An 18,569-nucleotide genomic window follows, 5' to 3' on the forward strand; every position below is an offset into this window, starting at 1 on the left:
AGCGGCCATCACCGCCGTATCACCGCCATATCACTGCCATATGCGGACATAAAGCCTGCGCCACCGGCCATACGGCCCGCCGGGGGCTGGGCTTTGCCTGCGAATGCCCTACAGTCGGAGCTTCGCCAGTGCACTGCGCCCGGCGCCCGGCCATCCCCCTGCTGTACAGGCGGCGCCGCGCCCGCCCTGTGGCACTGCCCTGCTCCCCCTTCTGGAAAGACCTGTCCCATGAAATCCCGCGCCGCTGTTGCCTTCAAAGCCGGAGAACCCCTGCAAATCGTCGAGATCGACGTGGCCCCGCCCCAGAAGGGCGAAGTGCTGGTCAAGATCACCCACACCGGTGTCTGCCATACCGACGCCTTCACCCTGAGCGGTGACGACCCCGAAGGCATCTTCCCCGCCGTGCTGGGCCATGAAGGCGCCGGCATTGTGGTGGAAGTGGGCGAAGGCGTGACCAGCGTGAAGCCCGGCGACCATGTGATCCCGCTGTATACCGCCGAATGCGGCGAATGCCTGTTCTGCAAGAGCGGCAAGACCAATCTGTGCGTGGCCGTGCGCGCCACCCAGGGCAAGGGCGTGATGCCCGACGGCACCACCCGCTTCAGCTACAACGGCGAACCCATCTACCACTACATGGGCTGCTCCACCTTCAGCGAATACACGGTGGTGGCCGCCGTGTCGCTGGCCAAGATCAGCCCCGACGCCAACCCCGAGCAGGTCTGCCTGCTGGGCTGCGGCGTGACCACCGGCCTGGGCGCCGTCAAGAACACCGCCAAGGTGCAAGAAGGCGACACCGTGGCCGTGTTCGGCCTGGGCGGCATCGGTCTGGCGGTGATCCAGGGTGCCAAGCTGGCCAAGGCCGGCCGCATCATTGCCGTGGACACCAACCCCGGCAAGTTCGATCTGGCCAAGACCTTTGGCGCCACCGACTGCATCAACCCCAAGGACTTCGACAAGCCGATCCAGCAGGTGATTGTGGAGATGACCGGCTGGGGCGTGGACCACAGCTTCGAGTGCATCGGTAACACCCAGGTCATGCGCGCCGCGCTGGAATGCGCCCACCGCGGCTGGGGCCAATCCGTGATCATCGGCGTGGCCGGTGCGGGCCAGGAAATCTCCACCCGTCCCTTCCAGCTGGTGACCGGCCGCAAGTGGCTGGGCACGGCCTTCGGCGGCGTGAAGGGCCGCAGCGAACTGCCCGGCATGGTGGAAGACGCCATGGCCGGCAAGATCCAGCTGGAGCCGTTTGTCACCCACACCATGGGCCTGGCCAAGATCAACGAAGCGTTTGACCTGATGCACGAAGGCAAGTCGATCCGCTCGGTGGTCAACTACGCGGAATAAGGCGGTCACCCAGCTACGCAGCCCCGGTGCGCCCTGCATGCTTCCATCTGGGACACATGCCCTGACGCACCCGGCTGCGGTCTTCCCGTGAGGTGGGGTCTGCGGGATGCAGACAGCCGGGCACTCGATGTGGATGGCGTGAATGGCGTAGCTTGAGCGCGCCAACATGCACAACAGCACGACCCGCGCAAACCGCACACCACCGTAGCGTGACCCAGCTCCGGCACTCCGCCCGGCCCACCGTCTGCACGCAGACCCCACGCATCCAACAAGCCGCCGCTGCAGCGCCCTCAGCGCTTGCGCGGCCACCGTTCAAGGAGTCACCCATGGAACTCAAATCCGCCCACGCCTGCTTTGGCGGCGCGCAGCGCTACTACCAGCACGATTCGCGCGAAATCGGCCTGCCGATGAAGTTCTCGGTCTACCTGCCGCCCAAGGCCGTGGCGGGCGAGAAAGTGCCCGCCGTGCTGTATCTGGCCGGCCTGACCTGCACCGAAGAAACCTTCATGACCAAGGCCGGTGCCCAACGCCTGGCGGCCGAGCTGAACATTGCCCTGATTGCGCCCGACACCAGCCCGCGCGGCGCCAACGTGCCCGGCGAATCCGACAGCTGGGACTTTGGCGTGGGTGCCGGCTTTTACCTGGACGCCCAGCAAGCCCCGTGGGAACAGAACTGGCGCATGGAAAGCTACCTGATTGAGGAGCTGCTGCCGCTGCTGGCCCGCCACCTGCCCATCGACACCCAGCGCCTGGGCATCTTTGGCCACAGCATGGGCGGCCACGGGGCGCTGACCCTGGCGTTGCGCCACCCCGGTGTGTTCAAAAGCCTGTCGGCCTTTGCGCCCATTGCCAACCCGGTCAACTGCCCCTGGGGCCAGAAAGCCTTTGCCGGCTACCTGGGCGCCAACCAGGCAGCCTGGGCCCAGCATGACGCCACGCGCCTGATGGAAAGCCAGGGCAAGCCGCCCTACCCGGCCGGCATCCTGGTCGACCAGGGCCTGGCCGACAAATTCTTGATCGAGAAGCAACTGCTGCCCGAAGCGCTGGAAGCCGCCTGCGCCCAGCTGGGCCAACCGCTCACGCTGCGCCGCCACGCGGGCTATGACCACGGCTACTACTTCATCCAGACCTTTATCGACGACCACCTGCGCCACCACGCGCAGCAATTGCAGGCCTGAACGGACTGACGCCGTGCGGCCCGCGCCGCATTGCCACCAGCCGCCTGTTGGCGGCTTTTTTGTGCCCGCTCTGCCACGGCGCTGCGCTGGCTGCCGCAGCCATGCGGCATGCCACGGGCAGCAAGTCATATGCCGCCAATGCGACGCCACCACGGCCCGCCACCGCCCAGCGCGGCGCTCCGCTTTCTACAATCGACCACAACACCACCCTCACCCCATCAGGAGAACTGCATGCCCACCCTCAGCCCCACCCGCAAAGTTGCCGTTGTCACCGGCGCCGGTTCCGGCATCGGCAAAGCCACCGCCCTGGCCCTGGTGGGCGACGGCTGGCATGTGGCGCTGGCCGGGCGCCGCCTGGCCATGCTGGAAGAAGTGCGCCAGGCCGCGCAAGACCAGTACGAAGCCGCCGACCGCGTGCTGTGCGTGCCCACCGATGTGACCGACGCCGCCGCCGTGCAGCAGCTGTTTGCCCAGACCGTGGCGCAATGGGGCCGCGTGGACCTGCTGTTCAACAACGCCGGGCGCGGCAACCCACCGGGTTCGTTCCTGGACTGGTCGGCCGCCGACTGGCAGGATGTTGTCAACACCAACCTCAACGGCATGTTCTATTGCCTGCAACAGGCCTTCCGCGTGATGCGCGACCAGTCCCCCCAGGGCGGTCGCATCATCAACAACGGCAGCATCTCTGCCCACGCGCCACGCCCCAACTCGGCCGCCTACACCGCCACCAAGCATGCGGTCATGGGCCTGACCAAGACCGCCTCCCTGGACGGCCGCGCCTGGAACATTGCCGTGGGCCAGATCGATGTGGGCAACGCCGTCACCGAACTGGCCGAGCGCATGGCCAAGGGCGTGCCCCAGGCCAACGGCACCATTGCGGTGGAGCCCATGATCGACACCCACACCGTGGCCCGCTCCGTGCTGTACATGGCCAATCTGCCGCTGGAAGCCAATGTGCTGTTTCACACGGTGATGGCGACCAAGATGCCGTTTGTGGGGCGGGGGTGAACTTATAGAAAAAAGCCGAACATTACGGAATATTCTGCATTTGCCTAAATGGCACCAGCTATCCGTTCTAAGTACGGCTTCAGGCTGCGGATTCAACCGATCGATGCCCCTCCCTGCTCCCAAGCCGTCGATACAGATCAAAGTGGGATCTAACAATACCAAGTGCTCTGGATAGCATGCAACCGGTGAAGAGATGAGTTTTTGAAGTACCTACGACGCGAAACACAGATTGCGCTCACCGAGCTCTGCCTGCCTCTTCAGCAAACGGATTCACGATGGATAGACGGTGAGGCAAAACCTTCGATGAAACCCAGATGCCCTCAGCAACAGGTTCTTCATCTTCACTTTGAGCAACCACAAGGACGATGGCAGCCCCCTTGCGTAGGCCCACTGCCATGGCTTCTTCAACGATGTTCGTCAAATGGACCACGCGCCGCTGCATCGAAATCAATCCGTCACGCGCGATTGAGTCCAGCGCTGACCAGCTAGAACCATGGTATAGGCAAGTCGGAACGCCAACTCTAATGCCGACATCAACGATCACATTTAGGGAGTGGCCGTAGAGGGCTCTAATACTGTCATCTCGTATCTCGAATCTGGGCTCTCCGGGATGCTCTGCTACAGCTAACAACTTGCTCGAATCCACTCCGAGAGCCAACGCTAGCTCATCCATCGATGCGAACCCAGCATTATCGACCTGTACACCTTTAGTCGGACCGTGGTGACGAAGCAGGTATGCCATTGCCTTGCTTAGCCTTCGATGGTCATGACTCGGAACTGACTCAGCTGTGTCTGAATGCTCAACACGCGAAAGCGCAAGAAGTAACTCACGAGCCAACCCCTTGGTTGCATCATCTCCGAACTCCACCAGCATTCCGCACAGCTCGCGCGCGTGGCGCCGCAATTGCTTACCTGCTTCTTTCTCGGTCCCTAAGCGTAATGCACGGGTAAGAGCAAACCATCCGTATGCAGCGGTCAAGGCCGTGTCGCTGAGTTCCTGTTTCATGCCTTCCAGGTAACGCGTCATGATTGCAAGCCGCCTATGCCAGCCATCTCGGTCAGCTTGCACTAGGGCATTGTCTTCAATTAATTGAGCAACGTCGTACCCAATGGGCACGAAATCGACGGACTCCAGATCAATGGCCACGACTCGTCCAGCGGGGTCCACGAGCCAGTTGGATGCATGACCATCTCGCTTCCTTACCAGTGGAAGGGCCCCTGGAAAGAGGCCGCGCAAAGACTCAACAAAGCGATCAGCCTGTTCCTGCTCGAATAAGGTTCTTGACCACATCTTGAGATATTCCTTCAACGAGCGCCACGCAGACTTTCCTGCGGCGGGGCTCCCAGCAACCCGATGGAAGACTGCTAGCAGGTCAACGATCGGCTCTAGTACAGCTGATACATCCTCAGTGTTCATATCGCTCACCAATCGCCCAGCAGCTCGCTGAGATACATGCACCCATCGTCGATCATCGACTGATGGAAGCTCGACGATAGCAAGCGACCGAGGCACTTCAAATTTATTTGTATCACCTAACTGAGAAATTTCATCTCGCAGCGCATTCAGCATCGATTTTTCATGTACAGCTTTGGCTTCGGTTGTTCGCTTGAAGACAAATGTTTCAGATAGAAATCCTCTTGCGTCTGCAACTGCAAAAACCTCATTACGTCCGCCTAAATTAGATCGTGCGTAAACGGCTGAATTCAGCGCAAGTTTTGCGGCCTCACGCCAGCTATCATCAGCGGACAATGCCCCCTCACCTGAGTTGCCGACTAGGTAGTCTCGCACTCGCGCTATACCGATTCGCGGCAGTGGCCAGGTCGAATGGCTAGCGGCAAGCCCTTCAAAAATCTCCTGCGCCCGGTATGCTAGGCCCATATTTCCCGTTCGTTTCGCCGCAGACAGCGCCGCAGCTCCTGCTTCCCATTGAGCGTGTCTGTTCCATGAAGCCTTATCAGATAGCCAACCCGTGATTTCTACATAACGAGAAAGGTCATCTTTTCCAAGTAACTCCGCTGGCCCATCGACCATCTGGCGCAGGAAGCGGGTACTAAGCACTGCTGCGGGCACCCATCCTCTATTCTTTCTCTGAACTTCTAATCCATTAATCACTCTCCTGATGGTTTCCCAAAGCTCGAACGATGGCTCAGTAGCCATTAAAGCAAGTAACCCTTTCGGAACCGCCATTGATCTAGCTGATGCAGCTAACCGCCCCTGCTTAACCTCTGCAGCTAGGGTGGTGAGAATACTGAGGCGAGCTTCTTCCACTCCGCTCTTTGGGCGAAACCTCGCGAGGAGTTTTTCCGTTGCCTCAAGGTAACGTCTAGCATCTCTGCCCTCAGGCACAGAAAGCTGTGCAAGGCGGAACCGTGCCTCTGCCTCGGCAAGCTCCGTTCCTTCCGCTATCTTCCGATTCGCCGATAGGAGTTCTAGCGCATCTCGCAATAGCTGATTATTACCAGTTTGATCAAACTGCAAAACTAAGAGCTCCAGTCGATATACAAGTGTCTCGGGCTGCAAGTTTCCAAGATTCATCGAGTCTTGGGAGTATTGCAAGGCTCTTGAGACAGCCTCAGATGGCACGTTAATCCAGCGACCGGTCATCGCAACTGCAGTCGCGTACTTTCCGGTAGCTATTCGCCTCGTTCTGTCCGAAAGCAACTGACTCTCAATTGCGAATCGAAACTCTGAAAGTGCTGTTTGAAATCTCGCAATGGCTACATCGATTTCATCACCGGCAAAACTATCTTTGGCACCATCATGCAGCGCATCAGCAACTCTATAAGCAACGTTTGCTAACGACTTAGAAAACTCAAGTCCAAGCATTGCTAGTGAACCTCCCATACCGGCAGGATTTCTGCGCATGTGTTCGAGTATTAGGAGGAGTGCAGGTGTCGAAAGAAATACAGAATCCCTAAGCACATGACGCCACATCTCGGCCGCAATCGCGTACCCATCTTGTCGAATAATTATTTTCAGCTTGGGCGCCCATTCAGAATCAGTGAGCCATTTAACTGAAGACTCTGACCCAAGGTATGCAAGCTTATTCAAACTATCTGCGAGTTCTGGCGCCCATACATTGACTTCTTTTTCTATTTCATCTGCTCGCATAATTATATTCCTATTATTTTAAATCGCTGAAATTACACTGACTATCCCATTGATGGGTAAGAAAATAGCATCCACACTTAGGCGACCTAGCTTTATTTTTGCAAGCAGCCACTCTTTTATCGTGCGCTGTAGCAGAAAAAAGGTCCGAGGTAGAATTTTAAGCTTTGGACATTTTTTGGTTAGGGCATCATTAATGAACGACCGGAATCTGGCAGATTTCGTACATGCCTTTTTATATCCCAAATAAAAACGCTGCATAGAAAAAATAATCTACCCCAGAAAAACCGACGTCAACTAATCACAAGCCGATACTTATTGAATTATGTAATCCGAGGCTCACTCACCTCATACACCTTCAAATTCCGCTCCCCAATCCCCAGTCCTTCCCAGCTTGCCCGCCACTGCTGAATATGGGCCGATGCAAAATGCGCATCCAGCGCAGGCTGGTCGGTCCAGCGTTCCTTCACATGAATCAAGCCGGGCACAAACAGGTCTTCGGCATAGACATATTCCAGGCAGCCAGCTTCGGCGCGTGAGGCCTGCACCATGGCCCCCATCACGGGCTTGGCGCGTTCCAGGTTTTCGGGCGGCAGGCGCACGGTGCCCACGATCAACAGCATGGCAATCTCCAAAGGGGTGAGCGTCAGTCCTAAACGGGGTGGTACTTGGCGGTCACTATTTAGTGCCAGCCATCCTAGACCAGCATACGTAACACAAGCTTACAACTGGCTGTGGGCCTGTCGCGTGGATTGCAAATGCCTATGGATATTTAGCTTGTTCTGCCTGCGCGTGGGCAGTGCTACTTATGGCAAACGGGTATGGCATGTGCCGTTTCTGGTGAGCGTGCGCAGCAGAAGAAACACTGCCGTATGCATCGATAAAAAGGCTCAGGAAAACACGCATACCGTTTTCCCTAGACCGCAGCGGGTGCTGCAGCGCCGCAATCTGCGCCAGGCCTTGCAGGTATTGACGGCTGCACGCAAAAGCTGATGCGTCCCTATCTGGTGCGGGCGGCCTGCATGGGCTGCGCTGTCCAAAAAATGACAGCAGCAGTTGGGGGGCGCACAGAGCATGGGGCCATCGGTGGATTGCCTTTCCCGCTCCCCCATTCTTGCTGCGCATCCACTGAGATTCCGGCCTGGTCCAACTGGACATGGGCCACGGTTTCATTCACCTCTGGAGTCTTGCCATGCGCCGTTTGCACACTGTATTGAGCACTGCCTTGTTTCCCGGTTTTTCCCGCGCTGCACGCTGGCGCCGTTGCTGCGCACCGGTGGCCATGGCTGCACTGCTTTCTGCCGGACCGGCCTGGGCCAATACAGAGGGGTACCCGGCCAAGGAGATCAATTTCGTCATCAACTTTGGGGCGGGCGGCAATACCGATGTGACGGCGCGCACCATTGGCAAGGCGATGGAAGAGGTATTGAAGAAGCCGGTGATTCCCGTGAACAAGGGCGGCGCCCAGGGGACGCTGGGCGTGGGTTATCTGTCCAAGCAAAAGCCCGACGGCTATACGCTGGGCCTGGCCAGCTATACCAGCATGACCTTGTCGCCCCAAATCATGAAGCTGGATTACAAGCTGGATGATTTTGAGTACATAGCCGGTGTGGCGCGCTACCGCTATGGCATGGTGGTGCGGGCGGATTCACCGTACAAGAATATTGCCGACCTGATTGCGGCCTCCAAAACCGGCAAGGGGGTGTTCTATTCGTCCCCCGCGTTTCCCAACAGCACGCCGTTCATGGAGCTGGCCAAGCAGACCGGCGGCAAGTTTGAAGAGATCACCTACAAATCCGGCCCGGAAACCATTGGTGCGGTGCTGGGCGGGCAAGTGGATGCCAGCGTGCTGAATCCGTCCGATGTGCTGCCGCATATCCAGGCGGGCAAGCTGCGCATGATTGCCAGTGCCAGCCCCATGCGCTGGGTGGAACTGCCGGAGGTGCCCACCATCCAGGAGCAGGGGCACAACATCACGGCCGATTCGTGGATGGGCATGGCCTTTCCCAAGGGCACACCCAAGGCGCTGCGCGACCGGATGGAGCAGACGGTGCTGGCCATCATGAAGACACCGGCAATTGCGGAAGCCTTTGCCCGCATTGGCATTGACCCGGTGGCGCTGAGCGGGGCCGAATACCGGCAGAAACTGGTGGAGGCGATTCCGCAAATGCGGGAAGCGGCCAAGTCGGCCAACCTGCCCATCGTCAATCCGAACTACCCGAACTGATTCACCCGCGTCGCAGCCCGAACGGGCCAACTCGGTGTGACGGCCCAGGCTAGGGTGTGGGACTGGGCGGCACCCTACACCCTGCGCCCTGGATGTAGAAGGTATTGGGGGTGTGAGCGGCACACCGCCACTCCCCTGCCCCACCAGCAGCCTGTTCAGGACCCTACGCAGCGGGTGCCGCGCGCCGTCTGCCAGCCTTCAGGCCGGGGTCTTGCCTGCACGCATGGCGGCGGCGATCTGGGCCAGCACGGCGGGCAGTTCGGCCACGCTGCGCACCACGTAGTGGGCTCCGGCCGCCTTGAGCTTGGCTTCGGCCACGGCCACGCGGGCGTCCACTTCGTCCTGCGGGGCCTGGGCGTATTCCTGCATGCTGTAGCCCACTTCATTGCCCGACAGGCTCAGGCCCACGGTCCACATGCCGGCGCGCAGGCCTTCGTCGATGCCGGGCACGGTGTCGTCCACCTTCACGCAGGCGCGCACATCGCCAATGCCCAGGGCCAGCACATTGGCCAGCGCCATGAAGGGGCCGGGGCGGCCCCCGGCAGGCAGTTCGTCACCGGCGACCACATGGTCGGGGGCAATGCCGGCGGCAGCGGCCTGGGGCAGCAACTGGTTCAGCACTTCGCGCGGGTAGCCCGAGCAGGAGCCCACTTTCAGGCCCCGGGCGCGCAGCCAGGGCAGCAGCTCCACCGCACCGTCGATGGGTGCCGAAAACTCGCCCACCTTGGCGATCTGCATGGGCATGAAGCGGGCGTAGATGGCGTCCACATCATCATTGCCGGGCGCACGGCCAAAGGCGGTGTGCCATTGGGCGGCGATGCTGGCGTCCTGCAGCAGCTGGTGGATGTGGTCCCACTTGCTCAGGCCCATGGGACCGCGCGCCTGCGCCAGGGTGATGGTGATGCCGAAGGTGGCAAAGGCTTCCACAAAGATCTGCGTGGGGGCCAGCGAGCCAAAGTCCACCAGGGTGCCGGCCCAGTCAAAGATGACGGCCTGCAGCGGCGCCAAGTCGGCGGCGGAGCCGGTTGCTGCCGCGGCGCAGCTTGCGTTGAAGGTGGCGGATGGGGTCAATGTGGTGGGGTTCATGGCGAAGCTCCTGAAAAACAAAGAGGAAGGCAAACAGGGAGAAGGCTGCACGGCCGCCCGCCGGGGCCGCATGCACATTGGTGCGGGCGGGACAGTACGCGGCCAGCGGCAAGGTGGAGGTGGGGGACATGGCGGTCAGCGCAGCACGGAAAAGGTCAGGGACAGGGTCAGGCCAGCGGGCGGATGAAGTTGCGCCCGCGCGGGCCGCTGGCGGCTTTGTGCACCATGGCCTGCCAGGCAGCGGGCGCCACGCCGTAGTGGGCGGGGTCGGTGGCTACGCCCAGCTGGTGCAAAAAGGCACGCAGCCGTTCGCTGGCCAGCGCCGGGGTCATGGCGTCAAAGATGGAGAGCAGCGCAGCGTCGGCCACCGGGTCGGCACCCAGGGCCATGTCCAGCACCAGCGGCAGGCTGAACGAGCAGGCAATGCCGTGCGGCACGCCGTGCTGCAAGGTGATGTCGTAGGACAGCGAATGCGCCAGCGCCGTCTTGGTGTTGGAAAACGCCAGCCCGGCCAGCAGCGCTGCCTGGGCCATGTCGGCACGCAGCTGCAGGTTGCCCAGGTCCTGCATCAGCGCCGGCAAGGTGGCCAGGGTGCAGCGGGCCGATTGCACGGCCAGCGCCATGGACACGGGGTTGCGGTGCACGTTCCAGATGGATTCCAGCGCGTGCGACAGCGCATCCAGCCCCGCCGCCAGCGTAGCGCCTGCGGGCAGGCTGGCCATCAGCTCGGCATCGATGAGGGCTGCTTCCGGCCAGGTGCAGTGCTGGTGCAGCGAATGCTTGCGGCTGCCGGCCTGGTCCCAGATGGTGGCCCAGGGCGTGACTTCGCTGCCGGTGCCGGCCGTGGTGGGGATGGCGATCAGCGCCTTGTGGGCGGCAGAGGCAGGCAGCTGACCGCCCTGCTCCAGCACGGCCAGCAGTTCGGCAAAGCGGCCGCCGGGCGTGGCGCAGAGCAGCGCCTTGGCGGAATCGATGGCGCTGCCGCCGCCGAGCGCCACAATGACCGGCACATCGGCATGTTCACGCTGCACCTGTTCGTACAGCGGGGCCAGCCAGTGCACATCGGGGTTGGGCTGGATGGTGTCGATCACGCCGCGCAGTTGGGCGCCGATCAGGCTGCGCACGCGCTGCACCAGGCCCAGGCTGTCAGCCTCCGGAAAAGTGACCAGCAGGCAGCTGCGGCCCGCCAGCAGCGTGGGCAGCTGGTTGAGGCTGCCGTTGCCGGCAGTGACGCGCACGGGGTTGTGATAAGTCCACACGGGAGATGACCTTTGCAAAATTCAGGGTGAGACCGGCCTGCCGCACTGGCGGGCCAGTGCAGACAGAGCGAGGTGAGCGGGTGTTAGATGTGAAGGGTTTGCGTTACGGCGCGAGAGCGCACCGTGCGCGGTGTGTGCCCTGACGGTGCAGGCCGTTTAGGCCAGCCTGCACCAGGGCACCAGGTCAGTGGCGGGGGCCTTGCTGGATGCGGTTGCGCAGCCAGTTGGAGACCATGTCGGCGGCGATCACCATCACCGTGATGACGATGATGCAGGTGGCGGTTTCCTGGTAGCGGAACAGCTTGAGGCTGCTGACCAGCTCGAAGCCCAGACCGCCCGCGCCCACCATGCCCAACACGGTGGCCGAACGCAGGTTCACTTCAAAGCGGTACAGCACCACGGCGATCCAGGCCGTGATGACCTGGGGCACCACGCCAAAGGCAATCACCTGCAGCTGGCTGGCACCGGCGCTGCGCAGAGCTTGCAGCGGGCCGTCGTCGATCTCTTCAATCGCCTCGGCAAAGAACTTGGCCAGCATGCCCATGCCGTGCAGCGCCAGGGCCAGTACGCCGGGAAAAGGGCCCAGGCCCACGGCCGAGACAAACACCAGGGCCAGAATCAGTTCGTTGATGCTGCGCACCACGTTCAAAAACTGGCGGGTGGTGCGGCGCAGCCAGTGCCAGCCGTGCAGATTGCTGGCGGCCACAAAGGACAGCGGCAGCGCCAGGATGACGCTGAGCAGGGTGCCCCAGATCGCAATCTGGATGGTCTCCAGCGCCGGTGCCCACAGGCGCGGCAGGATGTCCAGGTCCGGCGGTACGGAGCGCGCCAGAAAGTCACCGATCTGCGGCATGCCGTTGGCCAGTTCGCCCCAGCTCATCTGCGCGCCGCCGGCACTCCAGTGCAGCACCCAGCCTATGGCCAGTGCCAGCGCGGCGTAGCCCAGCCAGCCGCCGGTGGTTTCAGGACGGCCAGCCGTCCACTGCCAGCGGTCGCGTTGTGTGTTCAAGGTCGGGCTGTGCATCAGATGGCTCCTGCGTTGGTGGCCAGCTGCGCGCTGCCGGCATGCCATGGGCCTGTAGCCGCATGCACGCTGTGGCTGGCGCTGGCGGCGGTATCGGCCGGTTGCGCATCGGTGTTGTAGATGGCGTTGAGGGCGGCGTCGTCCAGCTGGGCCGGTGTGCCGTCAAACACCATGCGGCCGTGGGACAGGCCGACGATGCGGTCGCCAAACTCCTTGGCGTAATCCACCTGGTGCAGATTGCAGACCACGGCGATGCCCATTTCGCGGGTGGCGTCGCGCAGGTACTGCAGCACGCGGCGTGCGGTCTTGGGGTCCAGGCTGGCCACGGGTTCGTCGGCCAGAATCACCTGCGGCTGCTGGGCCAGGGCGCGGGCAATGCCCACGCGCTGCATCTGGCCGCCGGACAGCGCTTCGGTGCGTTCCAGCGCCTTGTGGGCCAGGCCCACACGTTCCAGGCACTGGTCTGCCAGCGCGATGTCGCTGTGTTTGAAGAACTGCAGCACCGATGCCAAGGTGCCCACCTGGCCCAGGCGCCCGGTCAGCACGTTCTTGCGCACCGACAGGCGCTGCACCAGGTTGTGGTGCTGGAAGACCATGGCCACATGGCGGGCCAGTTCGCGCCGGGAATGGGTCTGCATCAGGTCGATGCCGCCCACCTGCAGGGTGCCGCTGTCGGGCTGGTTCAGACCGTTCATGCAGCGCAGCAGCGTGGATTTGCCCGCGCCCGACAGGCCCAGCATGACCACGAATTCACCGGCCTTCACATCCATGTCGATGCCGTGCAGCACATGGTTGCTGCCGTAGCTTTTGCGCAGGTTGCGGATGGTGATCATTTCATCTTTCCCAGGTCCAGATTCAGGGCCTTGGCGGTGGTGCGCACCACGTCATAGGCCTGGTCGCTGGTGGACGAGAAGCCGTTCAGCTCGCCCCGGTCGCCCCAGGGCAGGCCTTTGATTTCGGCCATGGCGGCGGCCACTTTCTGCTTGGTGGCATCGTCCAGGCTCTTGCGCCAGGCCATGGGCGATTCGGGGATGGCCTGCGAGCGCCACACCACCTGGAAGTCTTCGGCCTTGACCAGGCCCTTGGTGACGGCGTTGGAGAAGATGGGATCGGCCACGGCCGCTGCATCCACCTTGCCGTTGGCCACGGCCATGATGCTGGCGTCGTGCGAGCCCGAGAAGATCACGCGGGAGAAGTACTTGTCGGTATCGACCCCCTCGCCTTTCAGACCGGCCTTGGGGAACAGGTGACCGGATGCGGAGCTGGGGTCCACAAAGGCAAAGGTCTTGCCCTGCAACTGGGGCACGGTGGTCAGGCCCTTGTCCTTGCGGGTGATGATGATGCTGTGGTACGAGCTTTGGCCGGTCTTCTTGGTCACCGGGATGGCAAAGGCTTCGGCGTTGGCCATCTGGCTGGCCAGCACATAGGAGAACGGGCCGAAATAGGCCACATCGATCTTGCCCGAGCGCATGGCTTCGATCACGCCGTTGTAGTCGTTGGCCACAAAGGGCTTGACCTTCATGCCAGTCTTGGCGGCCAGTTGGTCCATGACCTGCTGGCTGGCACGCATCATGGCCAGCGCGTCTTCGGAAGGGATCAGGCCCACACGCAGTTCGGTGGGCTGGGCCATGGCGCTGCCGCTCAGGCCTGCGGCGGCCAGGGCCAGGGTTGCGGTGGCGCCTTGCAGCCAGGCTTTACGGGTCATCAACATGGGAGAGTCCTTTGCATTTCGGCATTCGCACTTGCGGGATGCCGTGCGATGGATGGAATGCTAGGGACGACATATGACTGTCATGTGAAGGTTTCAGAATCGGTTTGCACAGTTTCCATAGGTCACACCTTGAGATGATTCTTCACCCCTGTTTCTGCCGGAGCGCGGCCCCATGAGCAACGCCCGCTACCGCACGTTTGTGGCCGTGGCCCACCACGGCAGCCTGAGCGCCGCCGCCCGCGCACTGGGCGTGAGCCAGCCCACGGTCTCCACCCAGATTGCCGCGCTGGAGCGGCAAAGCCAGGTGGAGCTGTTCCACCGCCAGGGCTACCGCATGGCACTGACCACGGCCGGCAGCAAGCTGCTGTCGCTGGCGCAGCGGCTGCTGGCGCTGGAGTCGGAGGCCGCGTTCTTTCTGCGCGATTCGGGCAAGCTGCACCAGGGCGAGCTGAAGCTGGGGGCAGTGGGTCCTTTCCATGTGATCGAGATGGTGGCGGCCTACCGGGCGCGCTACCCCGGCATGCAGCTGTCGATCCGCATGGGCAATTCACAGCAGGTGCTGCACGACCTTGCGCACTACAGCACCGATGTGGCGGTGCTGGCCGGCCTGTACGAACGCCCCGAGCTGCTGGCGCGCGAATATGCGCGCCACGCCATCATTCTGTTTGCCCATGTGGACCACCCGCTGGCGCGGCACGACGAGGTGGACATCACGGCCCTGCACGGCCAGCCGCTGCTGCTGCGCGAGCCCGGCTCCACCACCCGCGCGGCCATGGAACAGGCCTTGCGCGCCGCCGGGGTGCAGCCCCGGCTGGGCCTGGAAATCGGCAGCCGCGAAGCCATCCGCGAGGCCGTGGCGCGCGGCCTGGGCATTGGCGCGGTGTCGGAGGCGGAGTTCATTCCCGACACGCGCTTCAAGCCCATCCGCATTGCGTGCGCCCCGGCCTGCACCACCACCTATCTGTACTGCATGCAGGAGCGCAGCGACAGCGTGCTGGTGCGGTCGTTCTGGGATGCGGTGTGAGCCGTGGAGCGGCTGCGGAAACTACAGCACTTCAATCGGTGAACGAGGTGATCTGGGAGCCCAGCTGAGGCATGTGCGGCGCCTGCCAGCGGTAATCGGCATGCAGCACATTGCGCTGCGCCTGCTGGCCATGCCACTGTACCCCCAGAAGGTCCGCCAATGTCCAGGCCGCCCAATCCGCGCGGAAAGGCCGCTGGGCAAAGTCCGCAGGAATGGGCGCCGCCGTGTGCGACTGCCACACGATGGCCGGTATGCGGTAGCCCGCCGCCGTGCCGGGGCTGTGGCCCACATGGTTGCCCACATGGCCGACTTCCTGCCCGTGGTCGGACAGGTACATCCAGCCCGTATAGGCCTGCGGCTTCGCCGCTTCACGCGACAGGCGCAGCAGCTCGGACACCACCGAGTCGTGGTACAGCAGCGCGGCGTCGTAGTTCTGGCGCAGTTCGCGGACCCAGACCGGGCGGCCTTGCTGGGTCATGGCTGCATCGACCGCGTCGTGGGCGTCATCAAAGGGGTTGTGTCCTTTGGGAAAGCGCAGGCTGTAGTGCGGGTGCGCGCCCTGCATATGGACCACGATGAACTTGCGCTGCGCCGGCGCCTGCAGGGCAGTGTGGAATTCGTCCAGCATCTCGCCATCCAGCGACATGCTGGAGCGCCCGGGTTCGCGGTTGATCATCTGCAGCACATCGGCATGGCGGGCGTGCTGCTGTTCGATGGCGACATCGTCGTGGTTGCTGATCCACCAGACCTTGTAGCCTGCCACCCGTGCCATGGCCAGCAGGTGCTGGGCATCGTCGGCTTCAGGCATGCCGAAGGCGAACAGATTGCCGACCGCTGGCAGGGTGGTGGCGTCCGCCGACCAGGCGTTGCGCAGCACCTGCATCTGCGCGCCCAGTTGCCGCTGGTGCTGCTGCAGGCCGGGCGTGGTCTTGCGCCCGTAGCCGTAGAGCGAGAAGTTGTCGCGGTTGATGCTGTCCGTCAGCACCAGCACCACCGTGGAAGGGCCTTCGCGCAGCACCACGGGCGCCGCGGCCTGGGCGCGTTCCAGCGCCTCATTGCGCACCGCGTCCTGGTTGGCCCAGCCCTTGCGCAGTTTCTCCGCGCTTTCCACCCAGTGGGGCCAGAACAGCACCGGGTGCAGGCGGCGCCACGGCTTGTTCGCATAGGCCGCGGCCGACAGCAGCAGCAGGATGCCGATCAGCACCAGCACCGCGTATTCCATCAGCGAGCGTTTTCGGCCCGGGCCGGGCGCAGGCACCCGCTCCAGCCGGCCCGACACCTGCCCGACCCACGCAGCCACGGCCGCCAGTACCAGACCGAACAGCGCCAAGCCGCGCCAGGACAGGGCGGCGTATTCCAGGCTTTCGCGCAGATTGGTGTTGGCCATGGCACTGAGCACCAGCGTGGAGTCTGGTGCGGCCTGGTAGCTGCTGAGCAGGTAGGTGCGTGCCGCCCCATCCAGCACGAACATGAGGATGCCCAAGGTGACCAGCCAACGCCGGACCATGATGGCCACGGGGGTGCGCAGGGGCATGCGCAGCCACAGCAGCAGGGGCAGCAGCAAGGTCAGCAATTGCGCGACGCGCCGCCCCTCATAGCCCAGCACGATGAAGCACAGGCCGGGCGCCCCCAGTGCGGCCACGACCAGCCAGCTCGCACGCCATCCAGCGCGGGGGGCGGGACCAGGTGCGGCATGGGATGGGCCGTGGGGTGCGGGGCGGGATACAGCGTCAGGGGATAGATCGGCCATCTCAGCGGGGGACTGCTTGCAGCTACTTTGAGCTGCTTGGAAGTACTTGGAAGGTCCTGCCGTGCACCGCTGCAGAACCGCTATCGGTACCGTTATCGGCACCGCGACAGCGTGCGCGGGCAGGAGGCAGGCGTTGCGTGGGGAGCGTTGAGGGTGTGGCGCCCACCGTCTGGCAGGGATGCCTGTGCTGGGGCCGGCGTCCCCACGGGATTCACGCGCTTTGCTATGTTTGTTTGTCTGTTTTGTTCGCTGTGCGAATACACCGGCTGGCATCCTAGCGGCGAGCGCCGCCGTGCAGAGGTTTCACCTGCTTTTTGTACGGTCATCCGCACTCAAAACAGGCTTTGCTGGCCCCCCAGCAGGCTGGGGTGGTACTGGCTGCAGTCCAGCTGCACACGTTCGCGGTTCAGGCCCAGCTTGCGGCAGGCCAGGGCAAAGCGCTGGGCCAGCATGTCGGCCCAGGCACCGGTGCCTTTCATGCGCTGGCCGAACTGGCTCTGGTAGACCTTGCCTTCGGCACGGCCTTCCTCGCTGATGCCATGCAGATCGCGCACCCGTTCCAGCACGCGCTGGGCGCGGTCCGGGTAGTGCAGGCGCAGCCATTCCTCGAACAGCGGCGCCAGCTCCCACGGCAGGCGCAGCACGGCGTAGAAGGCCTGGCGGGCACCGGCGGCCTGTGCGGCGGCCAGCACCTGTTCCAGGTCGTCGTTCAGAAACGGGATCTGCGGCGCCAGGCTCACCCCCACGGGCACGCCGGCTTCCGCCAGGGCGCGCACCGTGCGCAGGCGCCGGTGCGGTGCGGCGGCGCGGGGTTCCAGCCTGCGTGCCAGATCGGGCTGCAGCGTGGTCAGGGTGACATAGACCGCCACCAGGTTCTGCCGGGCCAGCGGCACCAGCAGGTCCAGGTCGCGTTCGATGCCGCTGCCCTTGGTGACGATGGAAAACGGGTGGCGTGCGGCGGCCAGCACTTCGATAGTGCGGCGGGTCAGGCCCACATCGCGCTCGATGGGCTGGTAGCAGTCGGTGACCGAGCCCAGCATGACCGGCGCGGCCACATGGCGGGGACGGGACAACTCGGCCCGCAACACCTCGGGCAGGTTGGCTTTGGCGACGAGCCGGGTTTCAAAGTCCAGCCCTGGCGAGTAGCCCAGATAGCTGTGCGTGGGCCGGGCGTAGCAGTAGATACAACCGTGCTCGCAGCCCCGGTAGGGATTCAGGCCCAGGTGAAACGGCAGGTCGGGGGAGTCGTGCCGGCTGAGGGCGGATTTGCACTGTTCCCATTCCAGCTGCGTGCGCAAGGCGGCTACCGCTTCGCCGTCGTCCCCTTCTGCGCCGGCCGCATTGGCCACAGTCACCGCCGGATCGGCCCAGCCATCGTCGAACGCTTCCCGGGCATCGCGTGCAAAGCGGTGGGCGATCCAGCTGGCCGCACCCCGGCCCTTGTGCAGCTGCACGGGCTGGGCGGGCAGGTCGGAATGCGGGTCGGGATGGGAAGGCATGGATGAACTGTATATAAATACAGTACTGCACGCAATGCGGGCGCCAGACCCTTGCTGCGGACAAGGGTTTGCTGCGCCGCAGCCCCGCCAGGCCTGGGGCGGTTGTGGCGGCCCGCAGCGCTTCGTTGTAATACCGGCACGGACTGCCAGCTCCTTTTTTGGAAGCTGCAAGCCGCAGGCAATTCGCACTGGCGGCGTGCGAGATGGCTTGGCAACCGCGCGACAAAGCGCCACAATACGGACAGCGCACCAAATTGGTGCTTTTCATTGCCTTGGCCCGGACAACCCCGTTGCCCGGGCTTTTGTCCGTGTGGGCTTTTGTTTTTTGAGCCTGGCGGACCGACTTTCAC

At 63.1% G+C, this 18,569-nt stretch carries 15 protein-coding genes; 6 read left to right on the forward strand and 9 right to left on the reverse strand.

What is annotated here, in order from left to right:
- The first annotated feature begins 228 nt into the window (after positions 1-228).
- From QM470_RS03440 to QM470_RS03450, 3 genes are all read left to right on the forward strand, one after another.
- Positions 229-1,344 carry an S-(hydroxymethyl)glutathione dehydrogenase/class III alcohol dehydrogenase gene (locus QM470_RS03440; protein WP_066534098.1) on the forward strand — a complete coding sequence of 372 codons (1,116 nt, stop codon included), beginning with the start codon at positions 229-231 and terminating at the stop codon, positions 1,342-1,344.
- Between the two features lie 326 nt (positions 1,345-1,670).
- On the forward strand, positions 1,671-2,522 hold the full coding sequence (gene fghA, locus QM470_RS03445; protein ID WP_283338217.1) for an S-formylglutathione hydrolase: 852 nt from the start codon (positions 1,671-1,673) through the stop codon (positions 2,520-2,522).
- A 231-nt stretch (positions 2,523-2,753) separates the two neighbouring features.
- The gene (locus QM470_RS03450) at positions 2,754-3,530 is read left to right on the forward strand and encodes an SDR family oxidoreductase (protein WP_066534102.1); all 777 of its coding nucleotides are present in this window, start codon (positions 2,754-2,756) and stop codon (positions 3,528-3,530) included.
- Between the two features lie 235 nt (positions 3,531-3,765).
- Here QM470_RS03450 and QM470_RS03455 read toward each other — a convergent pair whose 3' ends face one another.
- Positions 3,766-6,642: an RNA 2'-phosphotransferase gene (locus QM470_RS03455; RefSeq protein ID WP_283338218.1), complete on the reverse strand. Its 2,877-nt coding sequence runs from the start codon at positions 6,640-6,642 to the stop codon at positions 3,766-3,768.
- A gap of 320 nt (positions 6,643-6,962) precedes the next feature.
- Complete coding sequence (locus tag QM470_RS03460; RefSeq protein ID WP_283338219.1) at positions 6,963-7,262, reverse strand: putative quinol monooxygenase; 300 nt, start codon at positions 7,260-7,262, stop codon at positions 6,963-6,965.
- Here QM470_RS03460 and QM470_RS03465 point away from each other — a divergent pair.
- Together QM470_RS03465 and QM470_RS03470 are read left to right on the forward strand one after the other, a co-directional pair.
- Positions 7,261-7,632, forward strand: a complete 372-nt coding sequence (locus QM470_RS03465) for a hypothetical protein (protein ID WP_283338220.1) — start codon at positions 7,261-7,263, stop codon at positions 7,630-7,632. The genes QM470_RS03460 and QM470_RS03465 overlap by 2 nt on opposite strands.
- Before the next feature lie 289 nt (positions 7,633-7,921).
- Positions 7,922-8,866 (forward strand): tripartite tricarboxylate transporter substrate binding protein, encoded by a 945-nt coding sequence (locus QM470_RS03470; RefSeq protein WP_283338221.1) that lies wholly within the window; start codon positions 7,922-7,924, stop codon positions 8,864-8,866.
- Positions 8,867-9,064: 198 nt separating this feature from the next.
- Here QM470_RS03470 and phnX read toward each other — a convergent pair whose 3' ends face one another.
- The 5 genes from phnX to phnD form a co-directional block, all read right to left on the reverse strand.
- Positions 9,065-9,952, reverse strand: a complete 888-nt coding sequence (phnX, locus tag QM470_RS03475; RefSeq protein WP_283338222.1) for a phosphonoacetaldehyde hydrolase — start codon at positions 9,950-9,952, stop codon at positions 9,065-9,067.
- Positions 9,953-10,119: 167 nt separating this feature from the next.
- Complete coding sequence (gene psrA, locus QM470_RS03480) at positions 10,120-11,211, reverse strand: iron-containing alcohol dehydrogenase PsrA (protein WP_283338223.1); 1,092 nt, start codon at positions 11,209-11,211, stop codon at positions 10,120-10,122.
- A gap of 184 nt (positions 11,212-11,395) precedes the next feature.
- Positions 11,396-12,235, reverse strand: coding sequence for a phosphonate ABC transporter, permease protein PhnE (gene phnE / locus QM470_RS03485; protein WP_283338224.1), 840 nt, complete (start codon positions 12,233-12,235; stop codon positions 11,396-11,398).
- Positions 12,235-13,068 carry a phosphonate ABC transporter ATP-binding protein gene (phnC, locus tag QM470_RS03490; RefSeq protein ID WP_283338225.1) on the reverse strand — a complete coding sequence of 278 codons (834 nt, stop codon included), beginning with the start codon at positions 13,066-13,068 and terminating at the stop codon, positions 12,235-12,237. The genes phnE and phnC overlap by 1 nt, the downstream gene beginning before the upstream one ends.
- Positions 13,065-13,946 carry a phosphonate ABC transporter substrate-binding protein gene (gene phnD, locus QM470_RS03495; RefSeq protein WP_283338226.1) on the reverse strand — a complete coding sequence of 294 codons (882 nt, stop codon included), beginning with the start codon at positions 13,944-13,946 and terminating at the stop codon, positions 13,065-13,067. The genes phnC and phnD overlap by 4 nt, the downstream gene beginning before the upstream one ends.
- Before the next feature lie 172 nt (positions 13,947-14,118).
- Here phnD and QM470_RS03500 point away from each other — a divergent pair, with 172 nt between their 5' ends.
- Positions 14,119-14,970: a LysR substrate-binding domain-containing protein gene (locus QM470_RS03500; protein WP_283338227.1), complete on the forward strand. Its 852-nt coding sequence runs from the start codon at positions 14,119-14,121 to the stop codon at positions 14,968-14,970.
- Between the two features lie 31 nt (positions 14,971-15,001).
- On the opposite strand, the gene QM470_RS03505 is transcribed toward QM470_RS03500, so the two are convergent.
- Positions 15,002-16,612, reverse strand: coding sequence for a phosphoethanolamine transferase (locus tag QM470_RS03505; RefSeq protein WP_283338228.1), 1,611 nt, complete (start codon positions 16,610-16,612; stop codon positions 15,002-15,004).
- A 440-nt stretch (positions 16,613-17,052) separates the two neighbouring features.
- Positions 17,053-18,219 (reverse strand): PA0069 family radical SAM protein, encoded by a 1,167-nt coding sequence (locus QM470_RS03510; RefSeq protein WP_283338229.1) that lies wholly within the window; start codon positions 18,217-18,219, stop codon positions 17,053-17,055.
- Positions 18,220-18,569 lie beyond the last annotated feature (350 nt).

It is taken from the genome of Comamonas sp. 17RB (assembly GCF_030056555.1).
GTDB classification, from domain to species: domain Bacteria; phylum Pseudomonadota; class Gammaproteobacteria; order Burkholderiales; family Burkholderiaceae_C; genus Comamonas; species Comamonas terrigena.